We start from the raw sequence: 15130 nt of genomic DNA on the forward strand, positions 1-15130 counted from the left end.
CCCCCGGGGTGGGGGGGCCTTCACAACCCCCCCGGGGGCCCCAATGCGCCCGGCCATCCCCCCCGGGGCACCCCGCGGGCCCCGCCGTAAATGGGGGGGCCCCGTCGCTCACTCCTCGGAATCCGGTGGCGGTCCGCCACGAATCGAGTACAGCGCGTTTTCGAGTTCGTCGGGTTTCACGAGCACGTCGCGCGCCTTCGACCCCTCGGACGGCCCGACGACGTTGCGCGATTCGAGCAGGTCCATGAGCCGCCCGGCCTTGGCGAACCCGACGCGCAGCTTGCGCTGCAGCATGGAGGTGGACCCGAACTGGCTGGTGACGACGAGTTCCGTCGCCTGCAGCAGCACGTCGAGGTCGTCGCCGATGTCGGAGTCGACCTCCTTCTGCTCGCCCGGCTTCGCGGCGGTGACGCCGTCGGTGTAGTCCGGTTCGGCCTGCTCCTTGGTGTAGGAGACGACGCGGTGGATCTCCTCGTCGCTGACGAAGGAGCCCTGCACGCGCTGCGGCCGTCCGGCGCCCATCGGCAGGTACAGCGCGTCGCCCATGCCGATCAGCTTCTCCGCGCCGGGCTGGTCGAGGATGACCCGCGAGTCGGTGAGCGAGGACGTGGCGAACGCGAGCCGCGAGGGCACGTTCGTCTTGATCAGGCCGGTGACGACGTCCACCGAGGGCCGCTGGGTGGCCAGCACCAGGTGGATGCCCGCGGCGCGCGCCTTCTGCGTGATCCGCACGATCGCGTCCTCCACGTCGCGCGGCGCGGTCATCATCAGGTCGGCGAGCTCGTCGACGATGGCGAGGATGTACGGGTACGGCCGGTATTCGCGTTCGCTGCCGGGCGGGGCGGTGATGTCGCCGGAGCGGACCTTCGCGTTGAAATCGTCGATGTGGCGCACCCGGTTGGCCTGCATGTCCTGGTAGCGCTGTTCCATCTCGTCCACCAGCCAGCCGAGCGCGGCCGCGGCCTTCTTCGGCTGGGTGATGATGGGCGTGATCAGGTGCGGGATGCCCTCGTAGGGGGTGAGCTCGACCATCTTCGGGTCGATGAGGATCATCCGGACCTCTTGCGGCGTGGCCCGCGCCAGCAGCGACACCAGCATCGAGTTGACGAAGCTGGACTTGCCGGAGCCGGTGGAGCCCGCGCACAGCAGGTGCGGCATCTTGGCCAGGTTCGCGGTGACCATGTGGCCTTCGATGTCCTTGCCGAGGCCCATCACCAGCGGGTGCTGGTCGCCGGAGGCGGTGGTGGAGCGCAGCACGTCGCCGAGCCGCACCATCTCCCGGTCGCTGTTGGGCACCTCGATGCCGACGGCGGACTTGCCGGGGATGGGCGCGAGCAGCCGCACGTTGTCGGTGGCGGCGGCGTAGGCGATGTTCTTGGTCAGCGCGGTGATCTTCTCGACCTTCACGCCGGGCCCGAGCTCGACCTCGTAGCGGGTGACGGTGGGCCCGCGGACGAAGCCGGTGACCTGCGCGTCGATGTTGAACTGCTCCAGGACCGCGGTGATGGCCTCGATCATGGAGTCGTTGGCCTTGCTGCGGGTCTTGGGCGCGTCGCCGCCGGTGAGCGCGTCCAGCGGCGGCAGCTTGTAGTCGCCTTCGACGGCGCGGCTGATGGTGAGCTTGCCGTTGTCGGCGGGCGGCTCTTCGGGTGCTTCGGCGGCGGCGGGGACTTCGGCGGCCTTCTTGCCGCGCGGTTTCGTGGGCGCTTCCTCGGGCACGTCGTCGAGGGACAGCTGCTCCATCTTCTTCGTCCCGCCCTTGCCCTTCTTCGGGGCGGCGGCGGTGTCCTCGTCGTCGACGGGCGTGGAGCTCTGGCGGCGGCGGGAGGGGCGGCGCAGCTTCACCGTCTCCGGCTGGACCTCTTCGGTGAGCGGTTCGCCGTCCTCGACGGGCCTGCCGAGCAGCTTGGTGCGGACGGTGGCGAGCGTGGTGTCGGTGAGCAGCATCAGCCCGAACAGGCCGACGAGCACCAGCACGGGCACCGCGACCCAGCCGGTGAGGCCCTGCGCGAGCGGCCCGCCCGCGAGGAACCCGAGCACTCCCCCGGCCTCCGGCCAGACCAGCCAGTCGCCGGGCGCGGCTTCGGCGATGTGCAGCACGCCGAGCGCGCTCCAGCCGAGCAGCACGGACCCGAGCACGACGCGCGGCCGCGCCTCCGGGTTGTGGTCGGTGCTCGCGAAGAACACCGCGACACCGGCGACGACGACCGGGAGCACCAGCACGGCGTCACCGATGACGAAGCGCAGCCCCCAGTCGAGCCACTGCCCGACGGGTCCGCCCGCGTGCCACCAGATCCCGGCGGCGGTGATGACGGCGGCGGCGAGCGCGATGATCGCGAGCCCGGTCCGGCCGTGCGCCGGATCGATGTCCTTGGCGCGGCTGAGCACACCGCCGACCCGGGGCTGGGTGCTCTTCTTCGCCGGGGCGCGGCGCGGCGCGTGGGTGGAGCCGCGCCCGCCTCCGCCGGAGGTGGTCTTGCGGCTCTTCGCACCCGTGGTGCCGCTTGAGCTTCGTCGTGAGCTCTGGGCCCGGCTCCTCGAACCTTGTTGTGACTGGTTCTTGCGCTGGGCACCGCTCGTGGTCCGGCCCGCCATGGGTCTCACGTTATCTCGACGGTGCCCCTCGCGTCACAAGCGGCACAGGGGTCACGCGGGCGATCTGCCTCGGATGTTCACGTCCCGCGCTCGTGCCGGTGGTGCTTGTGCGATCCTCTGTCGTCATGGTCGCCCAGCCCGTTGGCCCTCTGGAGCCGAGTCCTCGTGCCCCGCGCGCGTCCCCGCGGTCCCGGGCGCGCTCGTTCGCGCAGGCACCCCTGCTGTGGCGGGTGCTGCTGCGGATCGACCGGGCGCTGATCCTGCTGACGGGTCGCCTGCGGGTCACGGGCGACGTGCCGGACGAGCTGCGCGGCGGGCCGCTGCTGCTGGCGGCGAACCACATCGGCAACATCGACGCGCTGGTGCTGATGGCGGCGTGCGGGCGCAGGCGGCTGGCGCTGCGGTTCCTGGCGACGGGCGGCCTGTTCGACGCGCCGGTGCTGGGTCCGGTGCTGCGGCGCTGCGGGCACCTCCGCGCGAACCGCGGCAAGGCGAACGCGGCGGAGGCGCTGGACGACGTGGTGCGCTCCTTGGAGGAGGACCCGCGGCCGGTGCTGGTGTACCCGGAGGGCCGGTTGAGCCTGGAGCCCGGTCTGTGGCCGGAGCGCGGCAAGACCGGTGTGGCGCGGATGGCGCTGGCTTCGACGGCACCGGTGATCCCGGTCAGCCAGTGGGGTGCGCACGAGGCGATGTGCTACGGGATGCTGCGCATCGAGGGCTTCCGGGACGTGCGGGTGCTGCTGTCCTCCTGGTTCGCGGCGATCCGGCGGCGCCCGGTGCTGCGGGTGCACTTCGGCGACCCGGTGGACCTGAGCGACCTGTCCGCGCACCGGCCCGGTGACGCCCGCCGCGCCCGCGACCGCATCATGCGCGCGATCACCGCGGGCCTGGTCCCGCTGCGCGCGGACGAGCCGGACGTCCCGAGCCACGAGGACCCCACCCGCCCGATCACCGACCAGCGCAGCCCCTGGCGGCCGTGAGCCCTTCCCCACCGAATTCCGTTCAACTGGGAATGGACGCAATCGTGCGGATACGGGAAACCGCTGGTGGAATGCGAGTCCGCTGAGCAGACTGGCCCGATCGGCGATCCGCAGCGGACGCCGGAAACGGACATCGAGGACCGAAGTGCAGAAATCAGCGACCGCGACCGCGGTGACCGGCCTGCTGGCCGCGAGCCTGCTGTGCGCACCGGCGGCTTCCGCCGCACCGAATCCCCCTTTCGAACCCGCACCCGTTTCCTGGGGACCGTGCGAGGACGAGTCCTTGCAGGAGGCCGGCGCGGAATGCGGGATGCTCGACGTTCCGCTGGATTACGCGAATCCCGGCGGGGAGCACATCTCGCTGGCGGTGTCCCGGGTGAAGCACACCGTGCCCGAGGACCAGTACCAGGGCGTGATGCTGCTGAACCCGGGCGGACCCGGTGGTTCCGGCCTGTACCTGGCGGGCTTGGGCGAGTCGGTGCCGCACGGGGCGGGCGCGGCCTACGACTGGGTCGGTTTCGATCCGCGCGGGGTCGGGTCGAGCGTTCCGGCGCTGTCCTGCGACCCGGACTACTTCGCGCACAACCGGCCGGACTACCTGCCGACGACGCCGGAGAAGGAGCGGGAGTGGTTGTCCCGCACCGACGGTTACGCGGCGGCGTGCGGGAACACCGGCGGCGAGCTGCTGGACCACATGCGCACGACGGATTCCGTCGAGGACATGGAGAGCATCCGCAAGGCGCTCGGCCAGGAGCGGCTGAACTACTACGGCTTCTCCTACGGCACCTACCTGGCGCAGGTGTACGGCACGCTGCACCCGGAGCGGTTGCGCCGCGTGGTGCTGGACGGCGTGGTGAACGCGGAGGACGTCTGGTACCGGGCGAACCTGAACCAGGACGTGGCGTTCGACCGCAACATCGGCATCTTCTTCGACTGGGTGGCCCGCTACGACTCGGTGTACCACCTGGGCACCACGGGTGATCAGGTGGAGCGGCTGTTCTACGAGCAGCGCGCGAAGCTGGAGGCGCAGCCCGCGGGCGGGGAGATCGGTTCCTCGGAGTGGACGGACCTGTTCCTGGCGGCGGGCTACGGGCAGACCGGCTGGGACAAGCGGGCGAAGGCGTTCGCGGGCTGGGTGCACCGCGGCGAATGGCAGCCGCTGGTGGACATCTACGACGCGAGCAACACTCCCGGCGACGACAACGGTTTCGCGGTGTACAACGCGGTGCAGTGCACCGACGTGCAGTGGCCGCGGGAGTGGGGCCGCTGGCGCGCGGACAACTGGGTGACGCACGCGCAGGCGCCGTTCGAGACGTGGGCGAACGCCTGGTACAACGCCTCCTGCCGGAACTGGCCCGCGCCCGCCGGGAAGCCGGTGGACGTGGACGGCGGGGAGGTCGACAGCGCGCTGCTGATCAGCGAGGAACTGGACGCGGCGACCCCGTTCCCCGGCGCGCTGGAGGCCCGGAAGCGCTTCCCCGGCGCGAGCTTGATCAGCCTGCCGGGTGGCACGACGCATTCGGGTTCGCTGTCCGGCAACGCCTGCGTGGACGACCGCATCGCCGAGTACCTGACCACCGGTGCGCTCCCGGAGCGCAAGCCCGGCGCGGGCCCGGACGTCACCTGCGAACCGCTGCCGCAGCCGACGCCGGAGGGTGCGGAGACGATCGCCCCGGAGCGCCCGGAGCAGCCGCGGATCCTGCAGGACGCCTTGCGCCACTGGCGCTGATCCGGTGACCGCGCGCCCTCCGTCCACACCGGACGGAGGGCGCGTCCGCGTTCGGGTCAGCGCGGGTCGAGGTCGGCGCAGCCGGTTTCGTCGGGCAGCAGCGGCCGGAACACCAGCCGGAAGCCGACGCCGCCGCTCCCCCACCGCGTGCCGGGATCGGTCTCGCGCGCCCAGGTCGCGGCGGTGGCCGCGTCGCCACCGGTGAGCACGGTGCAGCGACCGCCGGGCACCCGCGATCCGGCCACCGGGGACGGGAACGGCCACGGTCGCCCGCCCGGCGCGCTGTCGGCGTCGTGGGCGATGACGGCCATCCGGTCCGCGGCCGGTTCGGCGCCGGCGGGCGGCGCGGTGCGGAGCCGCTGCACGAAGTCGACGAGCTCCGGTGGCCCGGCGGGCCGGTCGGTGAAGACCAGTTCGGTGCGGTGTTCCTCGCCGCCGGAGCGGAGGTCGACGCGGATGCTGGTGGCGCCGGGGACGGCGGCGTCGCCGTGCGTCTCGTCGGCGGCGAGGCCCGCTTCGTGCGCGGCCCGGTACCGCTGGTCCACCTCGGTGTCGCGGAGGCGGGTGACCGCGAAGGGGCGCAGCGATCCGACCGGTTCGCCCGGTGTGATCACGGTGCCGTCGCCGTAGAGGCTGTAGTCGGGGACGGACGTGCTGCCGGGTCCGGGCGGTTCGGTGCGGATCCGCAGCAGCAGTCCGTCCCGCTCGCGCGGTGGAACGTCGACGTCGCCGCACGCGGTGGCGGCGAGCAGTCCGGCTGCCGCGAGTGCGGGCAGCGCCCTGCCGGGTCGGAACATGAGCACCCCTCGGTGTGCCGCTCGCTGGATCTCCGGGCGGCGTCGGCGAGATCCGGTGCTCCCGCTCGGTGCTCGCGGGAGCGCGGCGCTCACTGTTCCGGGGCGGGCTGCGGAGATCACCACTTTTCCCCGTCATGACACGAAAAGAGCAGCGCACGGGGCTGTGCGGCGGATCGGTTCCGCCGCGTTCGGCCCAGTGCGCTGCTCCGCGCTCGCCGCCCGTCGTGGAAGTTGAGCCGCGGGTCGTGTCCGCGCCTCGTCAGCGGCGGAACCGCTGAGCCGACGACCACCCGATCAACCCGACCACCCGCGGGTTCTCCGCGGTTCCCTCGCGAGGACGCCCCCCGACATGGGTGCCCCCTGCCCGGTTCAGCCGTCGGCGCGGCGGATGACCAGCACGTGGTCGGTGAGTTCGGCGGTGCTGCCGTCCGGCCCGGTGGCGGTGCGCCGCGGCGAGTCGGCGCGCTCGACCGCCCAGGTCCGCGGGTCGAGGGCGAGATCGGCGGCGACCTCCTGCGGCGGCGGGTGGCGCAGGTCCGGGTTCTGGTCCCAGGACCACGGCGCGATCGATCCGTGGTCGACGACCACCAGCCGCCCGCCGGGGCGCAGCGCGTGCGCGGCGGCGCGCAGCACGCTCGCCCGGTCGAGATCGAACGGGGTGTGCAGGTAGTGCGCGCAGACCAGGTCGAACTCGCCCGCAGGCAATCCGGCGCCGAGGTCGTGCCGAGCGGCGGTGATCCGGTCGCCGAGCCCGCGCGCGTTCGCCAACGCGGTGAGCCGGTCGGCGGCGACGGCCGAGATGTCCACGGCGGTGACCCGCCAGCCCTGCTCGGCGAGCCACAGCGCGTCGCCGCCCCCGCCGCAACCGAGTTCCAGCGCATCGCCGGGTGCCTGCCCGGGGACGATCTCGGTGAGCCGGAGGTTCGGCGTCGGCTGCCGCTGCTCGGGTCGCGCGGCGTGCACGTCGTCCCAGAACGCGTGCGCTTCGGTGCTGCTCATCGGTGCCCTTTCGTCGGTGAGCGCCAGTCTCACCGCGGGAGTGCGTCATCCGCACGGAACCTTGCCGCTCCGGCAAAATCCCCACCGCGAAGGGCCCTCGCGTCCCCGGCGGCCCGCCAGGTGAGTGACCCACTCGCCGGGACTGGGCGAGTCGGGCATTCGCGGAGACCCGGCCAGGTGAGTGACCCATTCGCCTACCAGGACTGGGCGGAAGGGCCATTCACCTGGGGGCCCGGCCGGTGGGCTGTCGGGGAGGTCGCCGCACCGGCCGGGCTTCCCGGGACGAGGGGTCGGAGAGGGGAACCTCGCCCCGGGAGTCTCGCGGGAGCGGTCAGGGCCGCTCGTTCTTCAGGGTGTCGTTGCAGTCGGGGCAGGTGGGCGCGCGGCACCAGTCGAGTTCGCAGGGCTGGGCCATCGCGAGCCGCCGTCCGCACACCGAGTCCTCGGCGGGCTGGTTCTCCCAGCGCCTGCCGCGGAACGCGTGCCGCACGAGGTCGCCGGAATCCGGGACGGGCAGCCAGAAGTGGCGTTCGGGCTGGTGTTCGTGGCTCACGCGGCGAGTCCCGGTGGTTCGTCGGGGAGCGCGACGACGGCGCCGACGCTGACGAAGACGTCCTCGGGCGGGGCGACGGCGGGGACGGTGCGGGCACCCGGAACGTCTCCGTCCACTGTGGAGGAGAACAGCGGCGTGACCGCGCCGGCGCGTCCGAGCGCCGAACGCCGCCCGATGGCCGAGTTCCGCCGGACGACCGCACCCCTGCCGGTGGCCACATCCCGGACGGCCGCGCCCTCGGCCGGGAACGCGCCCCCGCTGCCGATCGAGCCCGGTCGCGCCGGTGCGCGGCCCACCGGGAGTTCGGTGATCGACGCGGTTCTTCCCGCTGCGGTGCGGAATCCGGCGGCACGCAGGGTGCGCCGGGCCTTGCGGCGGGCGAGCTTCGCGCGGACGGTGCGCGATTCGAGCGCGAGCGCCGCCCACGGCGCCGCGGCGGTGGCGCCCATGAGCACCAGCACGAGCGGGCCTTGCGTCGAGGAGATCCGTACCCCCTTGTCGATCAACGATGGCGCAAAGCTATTTCCGCAAATGCGGTTTAGCTAGTCGCCTGATCGTGTAGTTCCGCTGTGATTGCTGATCGCGGGAGACTGATCAGGCCCATGAAGATCACGACGGAGGCGGGATGGCGACACCGACGGTGCGCCGGCTCCAGCTCGGCAACGAGCTGCGCCACGCACGGCAGAAGGCCGGTTTCGAGCAGCACGAAGCCGCGAAGGAACTCGACTGCGCACACAGCAAGATCTCCCGGCTGGAACTCGGCCAGGGCGGCATCACCAAGGGCGATCTCAAGCTGCTGCTGGAGTTCTACGGCGTGGACCCCGCCGACATGCAGTGGATGTTCGAGCTCGCCCGCACCCGCAGCACCCGCGGCCGCTGGACCGGATACCGGGCGGTGTTCCCGGAATGGTTCCGGATGTACGTCGACCTGGAGACGGACGCGGAGAGCATTCGGCACGCGCAGACCGAGATCGTGCCGGGACTCCTCCAGACCGAGGGCTACATCCGGGCGTTGGACACGAAGTCCATCCGGGAAGACGAGGAAAGCGTCGACGCAGGTACCTTGGCACGACAAGAGCGTCAAGCGATCTTGAGCAAGCCTCAGCCGCCCACCCTGGCGTTCATCCTGTCCGAGTCCTGCATCAGACGACAGATCGGTTCTGCCGCCGTCATGCGGGATCAGCTGGAACACTTGGTGAAGATCGCGATGCAACCGAACGTGGATCTTCAGGTCATGCCGTTCGAAGCGGCAACGCCCGTGGGCGGGATCTCGTACGACTTCACCATGCTCCAGATTCCCGCATCAGGGATCTCGTCGTCCCTGGAGTTCGTCTACGTCGAGTGCTTCGACGATGCTCGATACCTCGACGCCAAGGATGCGGTCTCGCAGTACGACCGGTTGTGGAGCCATCTCCAGGCCGCCGCGCTCGGCCCGAGGGAGTCTCAAGATCTCATACGATCGGTGGGCAAGCAGTACTCGTAGCCGACGAGAGGCCCCACCATGATCGCTCACGACCTGTCCGGTGCCGCCTGGTTCAAGAGCAGCTACAGCAAGACGCAGAACGAATGCGTCGAGGTCGCCTTAGTCCCGGGCGGTGCCGGGGTCCGCGACACCAAGGACCGCGACGGCGGAACCCTCACCTTCACCAGCACCACCTGGTCGACCTTCCTCAGCACGCTGAAGGACTGACCTCCGGGCGACGCGGGCCGCTCGCCCCCCGGAAGGACGGACGGCCCGCAACCCCGACACGTCGAACTCCCGTTGAACGAGAGGCAGGCATGCCCGAGCGAAACCTCATCGGTGCCACCTGGTTCAAGAGCAGCTATAGCAATTCGCAGAACGAATGTGTTGAAGTAGCCCTGACTTCCGGCAGCACCGGCGTCCGCGACACCAAGGACCGCGACGGCGGAACCCTGATCTTCACCAGCACCACCTGGTCGGCCTTCCTCCGCACCCTCAAGGCCTGACCACCCCGGAAGACCCGCGGGCCGTCCCACCACCCACACGGCGGGACGGCCCGCTTCCCCACCCCACGACTGCTCCGTTCAAGCGTTGAGCGGTTTCCCGCTCTACCAAGCTCCGGCAGTCCCGAGAGCGGGGCCGCCCGACGATGAGGATCAACAGCAGGCACCGGGGTTCCTGCCTGCCGAACACACCACCACGAAGGCGGACGCGACGTGCCGAAGGCGGCCCCGAGGCCCGACACGATGTCAGGTGAGCCACGGCCGCCGCGCGCCCCTGTGATCACAACGTGGAAGACGGTGGGAAAAACCCATGAGGACAAGGCCGAGTTCCCACCCGCGCCGGAGGGCGAAGGGCCGCTGTTGGAGTGGTACCAAGCCGAAGACGCCGATCACCTCGTCGGCGGGGTCGTTCTAGGCATGTTCATCGCGATCTTCCTGTGCTTGCTCGATTCGGGATTCTCCTGGATGAGCACGTGGTGGCTGTGGCTGTTCGTGATCTGGCCGCCGATAGTGTTCCACTTCCTCGGCCGCCGCAGTGGGTACTCCGCGGGTGCTGACTGGCTTGCCACGGACCAGAAGCACTACGTCAAGCTGTACGAGCTCAAGAAAATCACTGTTGAATACCAAGCCGGTGGCCAATCCATCGGCATCGAGCTGACCGACGCCGACGACAGATGTGTCGGCGCGCCCCTACGCCAGCTCCAGCGCAACCGCGCTTTCTGGGACCTCGTGTACAACGGCATCGTGCACTCGGTGAACAGCGGCACCGCCACTGCGAACGAGCTAGCCCTCGACAAGCTCCAGCTCCGTTGACCGAACACGCCCGGCCGCACTCGCCCGCCCATCAAGCCGGTGACCACGTCACCGTCACACCACTGCGAAGCACGGGCATCGTCGTCGGTGGTTTTTATGACTTTCAGCCTTGTCGGCTGGTTTCCCTACTCGGGCGCGTCGCTTACCGGGTTCAGCGCCGACGCGTCCGGCCCCGGCGCGACGAACCAACAGATCATCGGTATCTTCTTCGCACTGTGGATCGTGCCGTGGCTGGCGGGCTTGCTCCTGGTCTCGATCGCCATCGCCAGCTGGCTCCGCCGGACGCTCTGGATCCTGCTCAGGCTGACCGGAATCATGCTCGCCGTCTCGCTGATGACCTACGCGATCGGCTAACCACGTAGTACGCAGCAGAACCAGGCCGGCTGGAACACCAGCCACGCGAACGATCGACCAAGCTCGGCAAGAGCATCCTCGTCGCGGACGCCCTCCCTTCTCCCGTCCCAGGAAGGAAACCAGCAGTGCGACAAGCAGCACCACGACCGGACGCGACGACCGGGAACCCTCGGCCACCTCGCGCACCCGTGGTGATCAGCCCGCAACAGCCGGGAGAACGAGACTCGGCACGGGCGCGCTTCCCGTCCGCCCCACCCGGTTCGGGCCCGGTTCTCGAATGGTTCCAGGAGTCGAACTCGAACGGCATCAAGTCCGGGATTTTCGTCGCCTTCCTGATCGCGGCATTCTTGTCGTTGAAGGACTGGGGATTCGACTGGATCACCACCTGGGGCCTGTGGGCATTCGTCCTCGCGCCTGTCCCGATCTTCTACCTCTACAGTCGGAACGGAGGCTTTTCAGCCGGAGCCGACTGGTTCGCGACGAGCCGCAAACGTCATGTGCAGCTCTACGAGCTGACGAAGGTCACCGTTACGAACCCCGCTGGCGTGGACGCATGGGTCCTCGAACTCACCGACCGAAACGGCGGCTTCACCGGAGCCAAGCTGCGTGAGGTGCAGCGCAACCGCGCCCTCTGGGACCTCGTGTACAACGGCATCGTCCACTCGGTGAACAGCGGCACGGCCACCGCAAACGAGCTAGCCCTCGACAAGCTCCAGCTCCGTTGACCGAACACGCCCGGCCGCACTCGCCCGCCCGGAAACCCGACCCGATCACCGGACTGCCGCGCCCACCACGGGCGCCGGTGCTCGTCACCTGGCGGAGCGAGGGACGCACTCGACGGGCCTTCGCGCGCTTCCCACCCGCACCGCCGGGCGAAGGGCCGATCTTGGAGTGGTGCCACGGACTGGACACCGGCCTGCTCAAAGCCGGCCTGTTCGTGAGCGGGCTCGGCGTGCTCCGCTACTGCTGGCTCGACTGGGGATTCGAGTGGGCGCGGACCTGGTGGTTGTGGGCGATAGCCGCCGCCGCGGCCGTCCCGTTCTACCTCCGCGGCCGCAGCGAGGGGTATTCGGCCGGAGCCGACTGGTTCGCGAGCAGCACCAGGAGCTACGTCAAGCTGTACAAGCTGAAAACGATCGCCATCGAGCGACCGGGGGACGCCGCCGAGCCGTGGCTCGTGCTCACCGACGGGTACGGCGGCTCCGCCCGCGCTCCGCTGCACCGGATCCAGCGCAAACGCGCGCTGTGGGACCTCGTCTACAACGGGATCGCGCACTCCGTGCACCGGGGCCCCGCCACCGCCACCGGCCGCGCCCTGGACCTGCTGGAACTGCGCTGAACTCCCGCCTCTAGCAGGAATCGGGCGGCACCTCCAGGGAGATCACACCTAAGAGTGGACCGGGGCGAAAGCGCGGACACCGCGCGCTCCCGTTGGAACGATCTTGCGGACTCGACGTTCCGGCTTGTGCGCCGACGCCATCTCGTTCCAGCTCTCCCCGGAGGAAACCCATGTCCGCAGTGGTCCCGCCGCCGACGACCCCGAAGAACGGTCTCGGCACCGCCGGATTCGTGCTCGGCCTGCTCGCCCTGCTGTTCTCGTTCATCCCGATCATCGGCCTGGTCGCCTGGCCGCTGAGCATCCTCGGGCTGGTGTTCGGCGTCATCGGCATCATCCGGGCGCGCAACGGCCTGGCGAACAACCAGGGCATGGCGATCACCGGCACCGTGCTCGCCGCGATCGGGCTGCTGGTGTGCTTCGCCTGGGTCGGCCTGTTCGGCTCCGCCGCGAACGAGGTCGCGCGGCAGTCCGAATCCGCGGGCGTCTCGGCGCAGCAGGACGCCGTTCCGGCCGCCGACGACTCCGGGGCGGAGGTCATCGAGCTCGGCTTCGGCCAGACCCACACCTGGCGCGGCGGCGAATCGGTGCAGGTCGCCGAACCGGAGGAACACCAGGGCAACCCGTACCTGCACGACTCCGGCACCCGCGCCGTCGCGGTCGACCTGACCATCACCAACGGCACGAGCGGCGAGATCAACCCGCTGTCCTGGGACATCACCGCCACCCACGCCGGGCGGCCCGCCCAGTACTCGCTGGAAGACCGGCCGTTCGTCAACGCCGAGATCCCGCCCGGCGAGACCCTCACCATCACCCGGATCTTCGACGTCGCGCCGGAGCAGGGCGACCTGCGGATCTCCGTCGCGCCCAGCCACTTCGCCGCGGACACCGCCTACTTCCACGGCGAGTTCTGAGCCGGACCACCGATCACCTCGCCCTGCTTCCCCCGGGGGCGGGGTGATCACCGGCCGCCGAACACCACTCCGAGCACGGCGGCGCACAAGAGCACGGCCCAGACACCGAGCACGATCCGCGCGAGCACCCGCCGCCACGTGAGGACCCCGATCAGCACCGCCGCGCCCGCTCCCGCCAACACCGCGTAGATCAACACCCAGAAGGTCAACAGGTTCCGCTCGACCTCGCTGTCGCCGAATCCGCGCACGGTGGCCGGGAAGACCACGCACCACGCCGCGACGCCCAGCGCGAACAGCGCCCAGCCGGCCACGTGCCCGAACACCACGCCGAGGATCCGCAACCGCTGCGCTCTCGTGGTCCTCACGGATGTCCCTTCTCCACACCCGCGACGACGCGAGCCATTGATTCGAGCGACGTCCGCCTGTCCCAGTAGTCCGTGTGCCCTCCGTCCGGATCGGTCTCCAGCGACCGCGCGCCGAAGTGCGGATCCGACGGGTTCATCCCGAACCAGTGGTCGTCCTCGCCGTCGAAGAAGTCCCGCGGTTCCAACGACGGCGTCGCGTGATCGATCACGTCATCGCCCGATGTCCCGGACCAGACGTGCTCGGGCGGCACGCCGAGTTCCCGCGCGTGTTCCACGCCGACGCCCGGCGAACCGAGGAACACGATCTCGTCGGTCGCCATCCCGTGGTCCCGCGCCGCGTAACCGACCACCGTCGAGCCGTAGGAATGCCCGAGCACGGTGTTGTGGCTGGGTTCCCCCCCGTGCGTGGCGCGCAGGCCCTCCTGGAACCGGGCCAGCTCACCCTTCGCCTCGACCGCGAACCCGTCCTGCGCGGCGGAGGGAAAGTCGTCCGGCGATTCGTATCCCACCCAGGTCACCGCGGCCACCGGTTCACCGCCCGCGTGCCGTTCGGCCAGCAGGCGCAGGCGTTCATCACGTTCCAGGACGTCCTTCGCCCCATCGAGATCCGAGTAGGTCCCGGGAACGCTCGTGACGACGTGCCGGGCGGTGTCCGGGTTCCCGCCGGCGATGATCAACGTTCCTCGGCCGTGCGCGGTGGTGTCGACGCCCAGCAGGTACTTCTCCGGTGGTCCCGTCAACCGGTCGTCGATCATGTCGAGGAAGTGCACTGTCTCCCGCAGTTCCCGGATTCGCGCGAGTTGCGCGGCGGACCTGCCGCCGGGCGCGGACCGCGTCGTCTCGACCAGCGCCCGCAACTCGCCCATCTTGCCGAGCAGATCAGCTCGTTGCCCGGCGAGCAACGCCCGGTTCGCCGAATCCCGCACCGCCACCGGAACTCCGTCGGTGCGTCCGACCAGCTGCGGGAAGCGGTCGAGCAGATCGGCGCGCTGGGCGGAGGTCAGCGCCGACCACATCCCGTGCACCGCGTGCGGACCACCGAGCACCGCCTTCTCGAACAGCGCGCGGGTGGCTCCCGCCGCCCACTCGTCCAGTGCCATCGCCATCCCCGCGAGGCCGATCGCCGCCGGGCTGGTCGCCGTCGCCGCCGCTCGGCCCCACTCCGCGTGCAAGCCGATGGCTTCCAGCCCTGCGCTGTTCGCACGGAGGCCCGCCAGCAGCCTCTCGTGGGCGGTGGCTTCCAGGCCGCGCGCGTCGGCGACGGTCTGGCCGGCTTCCGCGTAGGCCGCCTGCTTGCGCGGGTCCGCGGGCGGCGAGGTGCCCGGCAGGCTCGGCTCCGGAAGCCCGGCCGACGAGTGCGGCGGGTGGATCGTCGCGTTCAGCACGAGCAGCCCGGCCTCGTGCGCGATCCCCTCCGCCTGCCGCATCCGCGCTCTGACCGTGTCGAGATCATCGGCGAAGACGTGCAACACGCGCGACAGGTTCGCGCAGATCTCGGCCAGTTCGACGATGTCCCGCCCGTTGCGGGTCGCGGCGGAGCGAAAAGCCTCCGATGCGGTCCCCTCCCATTCCGATTCGGATTCCGAACGGGTCCGGAACCACCCGGCGGCGACATCGTCGACACCGGCCGCGTACCGCCCCATCGATTCCGCCAGCCGACGAAGTGATTCCGGGTCACCTGCGGTGAAGATGGTGAGGCTCATCGTTCCCCCGAACGATCGCTCGAATAC

General features: G+C 70.4%; 17 protein-coding genes. 10 read left to right on the top strand and 7 right to left on the bottom strand.

Going from position 1 to position 15130, the window contains the following annotated elements; all coding sequences use genetic code 11:
- Positions 1-108: 108 nt before the first annotated feature.
- On the bottom strand, positions 109-2595 hold the full coding sequence (locus LCD31_RS18500) for a DNA translocase FtsK (RefSeq protein WP_224959782.1): 2487 nt from the start codon (positions 2593-2595) through the stop codon (positions 109-111).
- Positions 2596-2831: 236 nt separating this feature from the next.
- Between LCD31_RS18500 and LCD31_RS18505 the strand changes: the two genes are divergently transcribed.
- The gene (locus LCD31_RS18505; RefSeq protein WP_224959824.1) at positions 2832-3575 is read left to right on the top strand and encodes a 1-acyl-sn-glycerol-3-phosphate acyltransferase; all 744 of its coding nucleotides are present in this window, start codon (positions 2832-2834) and stop codon (positions 3573-3575) included.
- Between the two features lie 145 nt (positions 3576-3720).
- Positions 3721-5304, top strand: coding sequence for an alpha/beta hydrolase (locus LCD31_RS18510; RefSeq protein WP_224959783.1), 1584 nt, complete (start codon positions 3721-3723; stop codon positions 5302-5304).
- 56 nt (positions 5305-5360) lie between these two features.
- Here LCD31_RS18510 and LCD31_RS18515 read toward each other — a convergent pair whose 3' ends face one another.
- The 4 genes from LCD31_RS18515 to LCD31_RS18530 all read right to left on the bottom strand — a co-directional run bounded on the left by LCD31_RS18515 (position 5361) and on the right by LCD31_RS18530 (position 8159).
- Positions 5361-6101: a hypothetical protein gene (locus LCD31_RS18515; RefSeq protein ID WP_224959784.1), complete on the bottom strand. Its 741-nt coding sequence runs from the start codon at positions 6099-6101 to the stop codon at positions 5361-5363.
- Between the two features lie 369 nt (positions 6102-6470).
- Positions 6471-7100 (bottom strand): bifunctional 2-polyprenyl-6-hydroxyphenol methylase/3-demethylubiquinol 3-O-methyltransferase UbiG, encoded by a 630-nt coding sequence (locus tag LCD31_RS18520; protein ID WP_224959785.1) that lies wholly within the window; start codon positions 7098-7100, stop codon positions 6471-6473.
- Between the two features lie 331 nt (positions 7101-7431).
- On the bottom strand, positions 7432-7653 hold the full coding sequence (locus tag LCD31_RS18525) for a hypothetical protein (RefSeq protein WP_224959786.1): 222 nt from the start codon (positions 7651-7653) through the stop codon (positions 7432-7434).
- On the bottom strand, positions 7650-8159 hold the full coding sequence (locus tag LCD31_RS18530) for a hypothetical protein (RefSeq protein ID WP_224959787.1): 510 nt from the start codon (positions 8157-8159) through the stop codon (positions 7650-7652). The genes LCD31_RS18525 and LCD31_RS18530 overlap by 4 nt, the downstream gene beginning before the upstream one ends.
- 119 nt (positions 8160-8278) lie before the next feature.
- On the opposite strand from LCD31_RS18530, the gene LCD31_RS18535 reads away from it, so the two are divergent.
- The 8 genes from LCD31_RS18535 to LCD31_RS18570 all read left to right on the top strand — a co-directional run bounded on the left by LCD31_RS18535 (position 8279) and on the right by LCD31_RS18570 (position 13035).
- On the top strand, positions 8279-9136 hold the full coding sequence (locus tag LCD31_RS18535) for a helix-turn-helix transcriptional regulator (RefSeq protein WP_224959789.1): 858 nt from the start codon (positions 8279-8281) through the stop codon (positions 9134-9136).
- 18 nt (positions 9137-9154) lie between these two features.
- Positions 9155-9343, top strand: a complete 189-nt coding sequence (locus LCD31_RS18540) for a DUF397 domain-containing protein (RefSeq protein WP_255614930.1) — start codon at positions 9155-9157, stop codon at positions 9341-9343.
- An 89-nt stretch (positions 9344-9432) separates the two neighbouring features.
- The gene (locus tag LCD31_RS18545; RefSeq protein WP_224959791.1) at positions 9433-9621 is read left to right on the top strand and encodes a DUF397 domain-containing protein; all 189 of its coding nucleotides are present in this window, start codon (positions 9433-9435) and stop codon (positions 9619-9621) included.
- A 294-nt stretch (positions 9622-9915) separates the two neighbouring features.
- Complete coding sequence (locus tag LCD31_RS18550) at positions 9916-10431, top strand: hypothetical protein (RefSeq protein WP_224959793.1); 516 nt, start codon at positions 9916-9918, stop codon at positions 10429-10431.
- A 39-nt stretch (positions 10432-10470) separates the two neighbouring features.
- Positions 10471-10785, top strand: coding sequence for a hypothetical protein (locus tag LCD31_RS18555; RefSeq protein WP_224959795.1), 315 nt, complete (start codon positions 10471-10473; stop codon positions 10783-10785).
- 188 nt (positions 10786-10973) lie between these two features.
- Positions 10974-11510: a hypothetical protein gene (locus LCD31_RS18560; protein WP_224959797.1), complete on the top strand. Its 537-nt coding sequence runs from the start codon at positions 10974-10976 to the stop codon at positions 11508-11510.
- Positions 11507-12124, top strand: coding sequence for a hypothetical protein (locus LCD31_RS18565; protein WP_224959798.1), 618 nt, complete (start codon positions 11507-11509; stop codon positions 12122-12124). Before LCD31_RS18560 ends, LCD31_RS18565 begins: the two co-directional genes overlap by 4 nt.
- A gap of 170 nt (positions 12125-12294) precedes the next feature.
- The gene (locus LCD31_RS18570) at positions 12295-13035 is read left to right on the top strand and encodes a DUF4190 domain-containing protein (protein ID WP_224959799.1); all 741 of its coding nucleotides are present in this window, start codon (positions 12295-12297) and stop codon (positions 13033-13035) included.
- Between the two features lie 47 nt (positions 13036-13082).
- Here LCD31_RS18570 and LCD31_RS18575 read toward each other — a convergent pair whose 3' ends face one another.
- Both LCD31_RS18575 and LCD31_RS18580 read right to left on the bottom strand, forming a co-directional pair.
- Positions 13083-13400, bottom strand: a complete 318-nt coding sequence (locus LCD31_RS18575; RefSeq protein WP_224959800.1) for a hypothetical protein — start codon at positions 13398-13400, stop codon at positions 13083-13085.
- Positions 13397-15103 carry an alpha/beta hydrolase gene (locus LCD31_RS18580; protein WP_224959801.1) on the bottom strand — a complete coding sequence of 569 codons (1707 nt, stop codon included), beginning with the start codon at positions 15101-15103 and terminating at the stop codon, positions 13397-13399. Before LCD31_RS18580 ends, LCD31_RS18575 begins: the two co-directional genes overlap by 4 nt.
- Positions 15104-15130: the final 27 nt, after the last annotated feature.

It is taken from the genome of Saccharopolyspora sp. 6M (assembly GCF_020176775.1).
Classification (GTDB): domain Bacteria; phylum Actinomycetota; class Actinomycetes; order Mycobacteriales; family Pseudonocardiaceae; genus Saccharopolyspora_C; species Saccharopolyspora_C gregorii.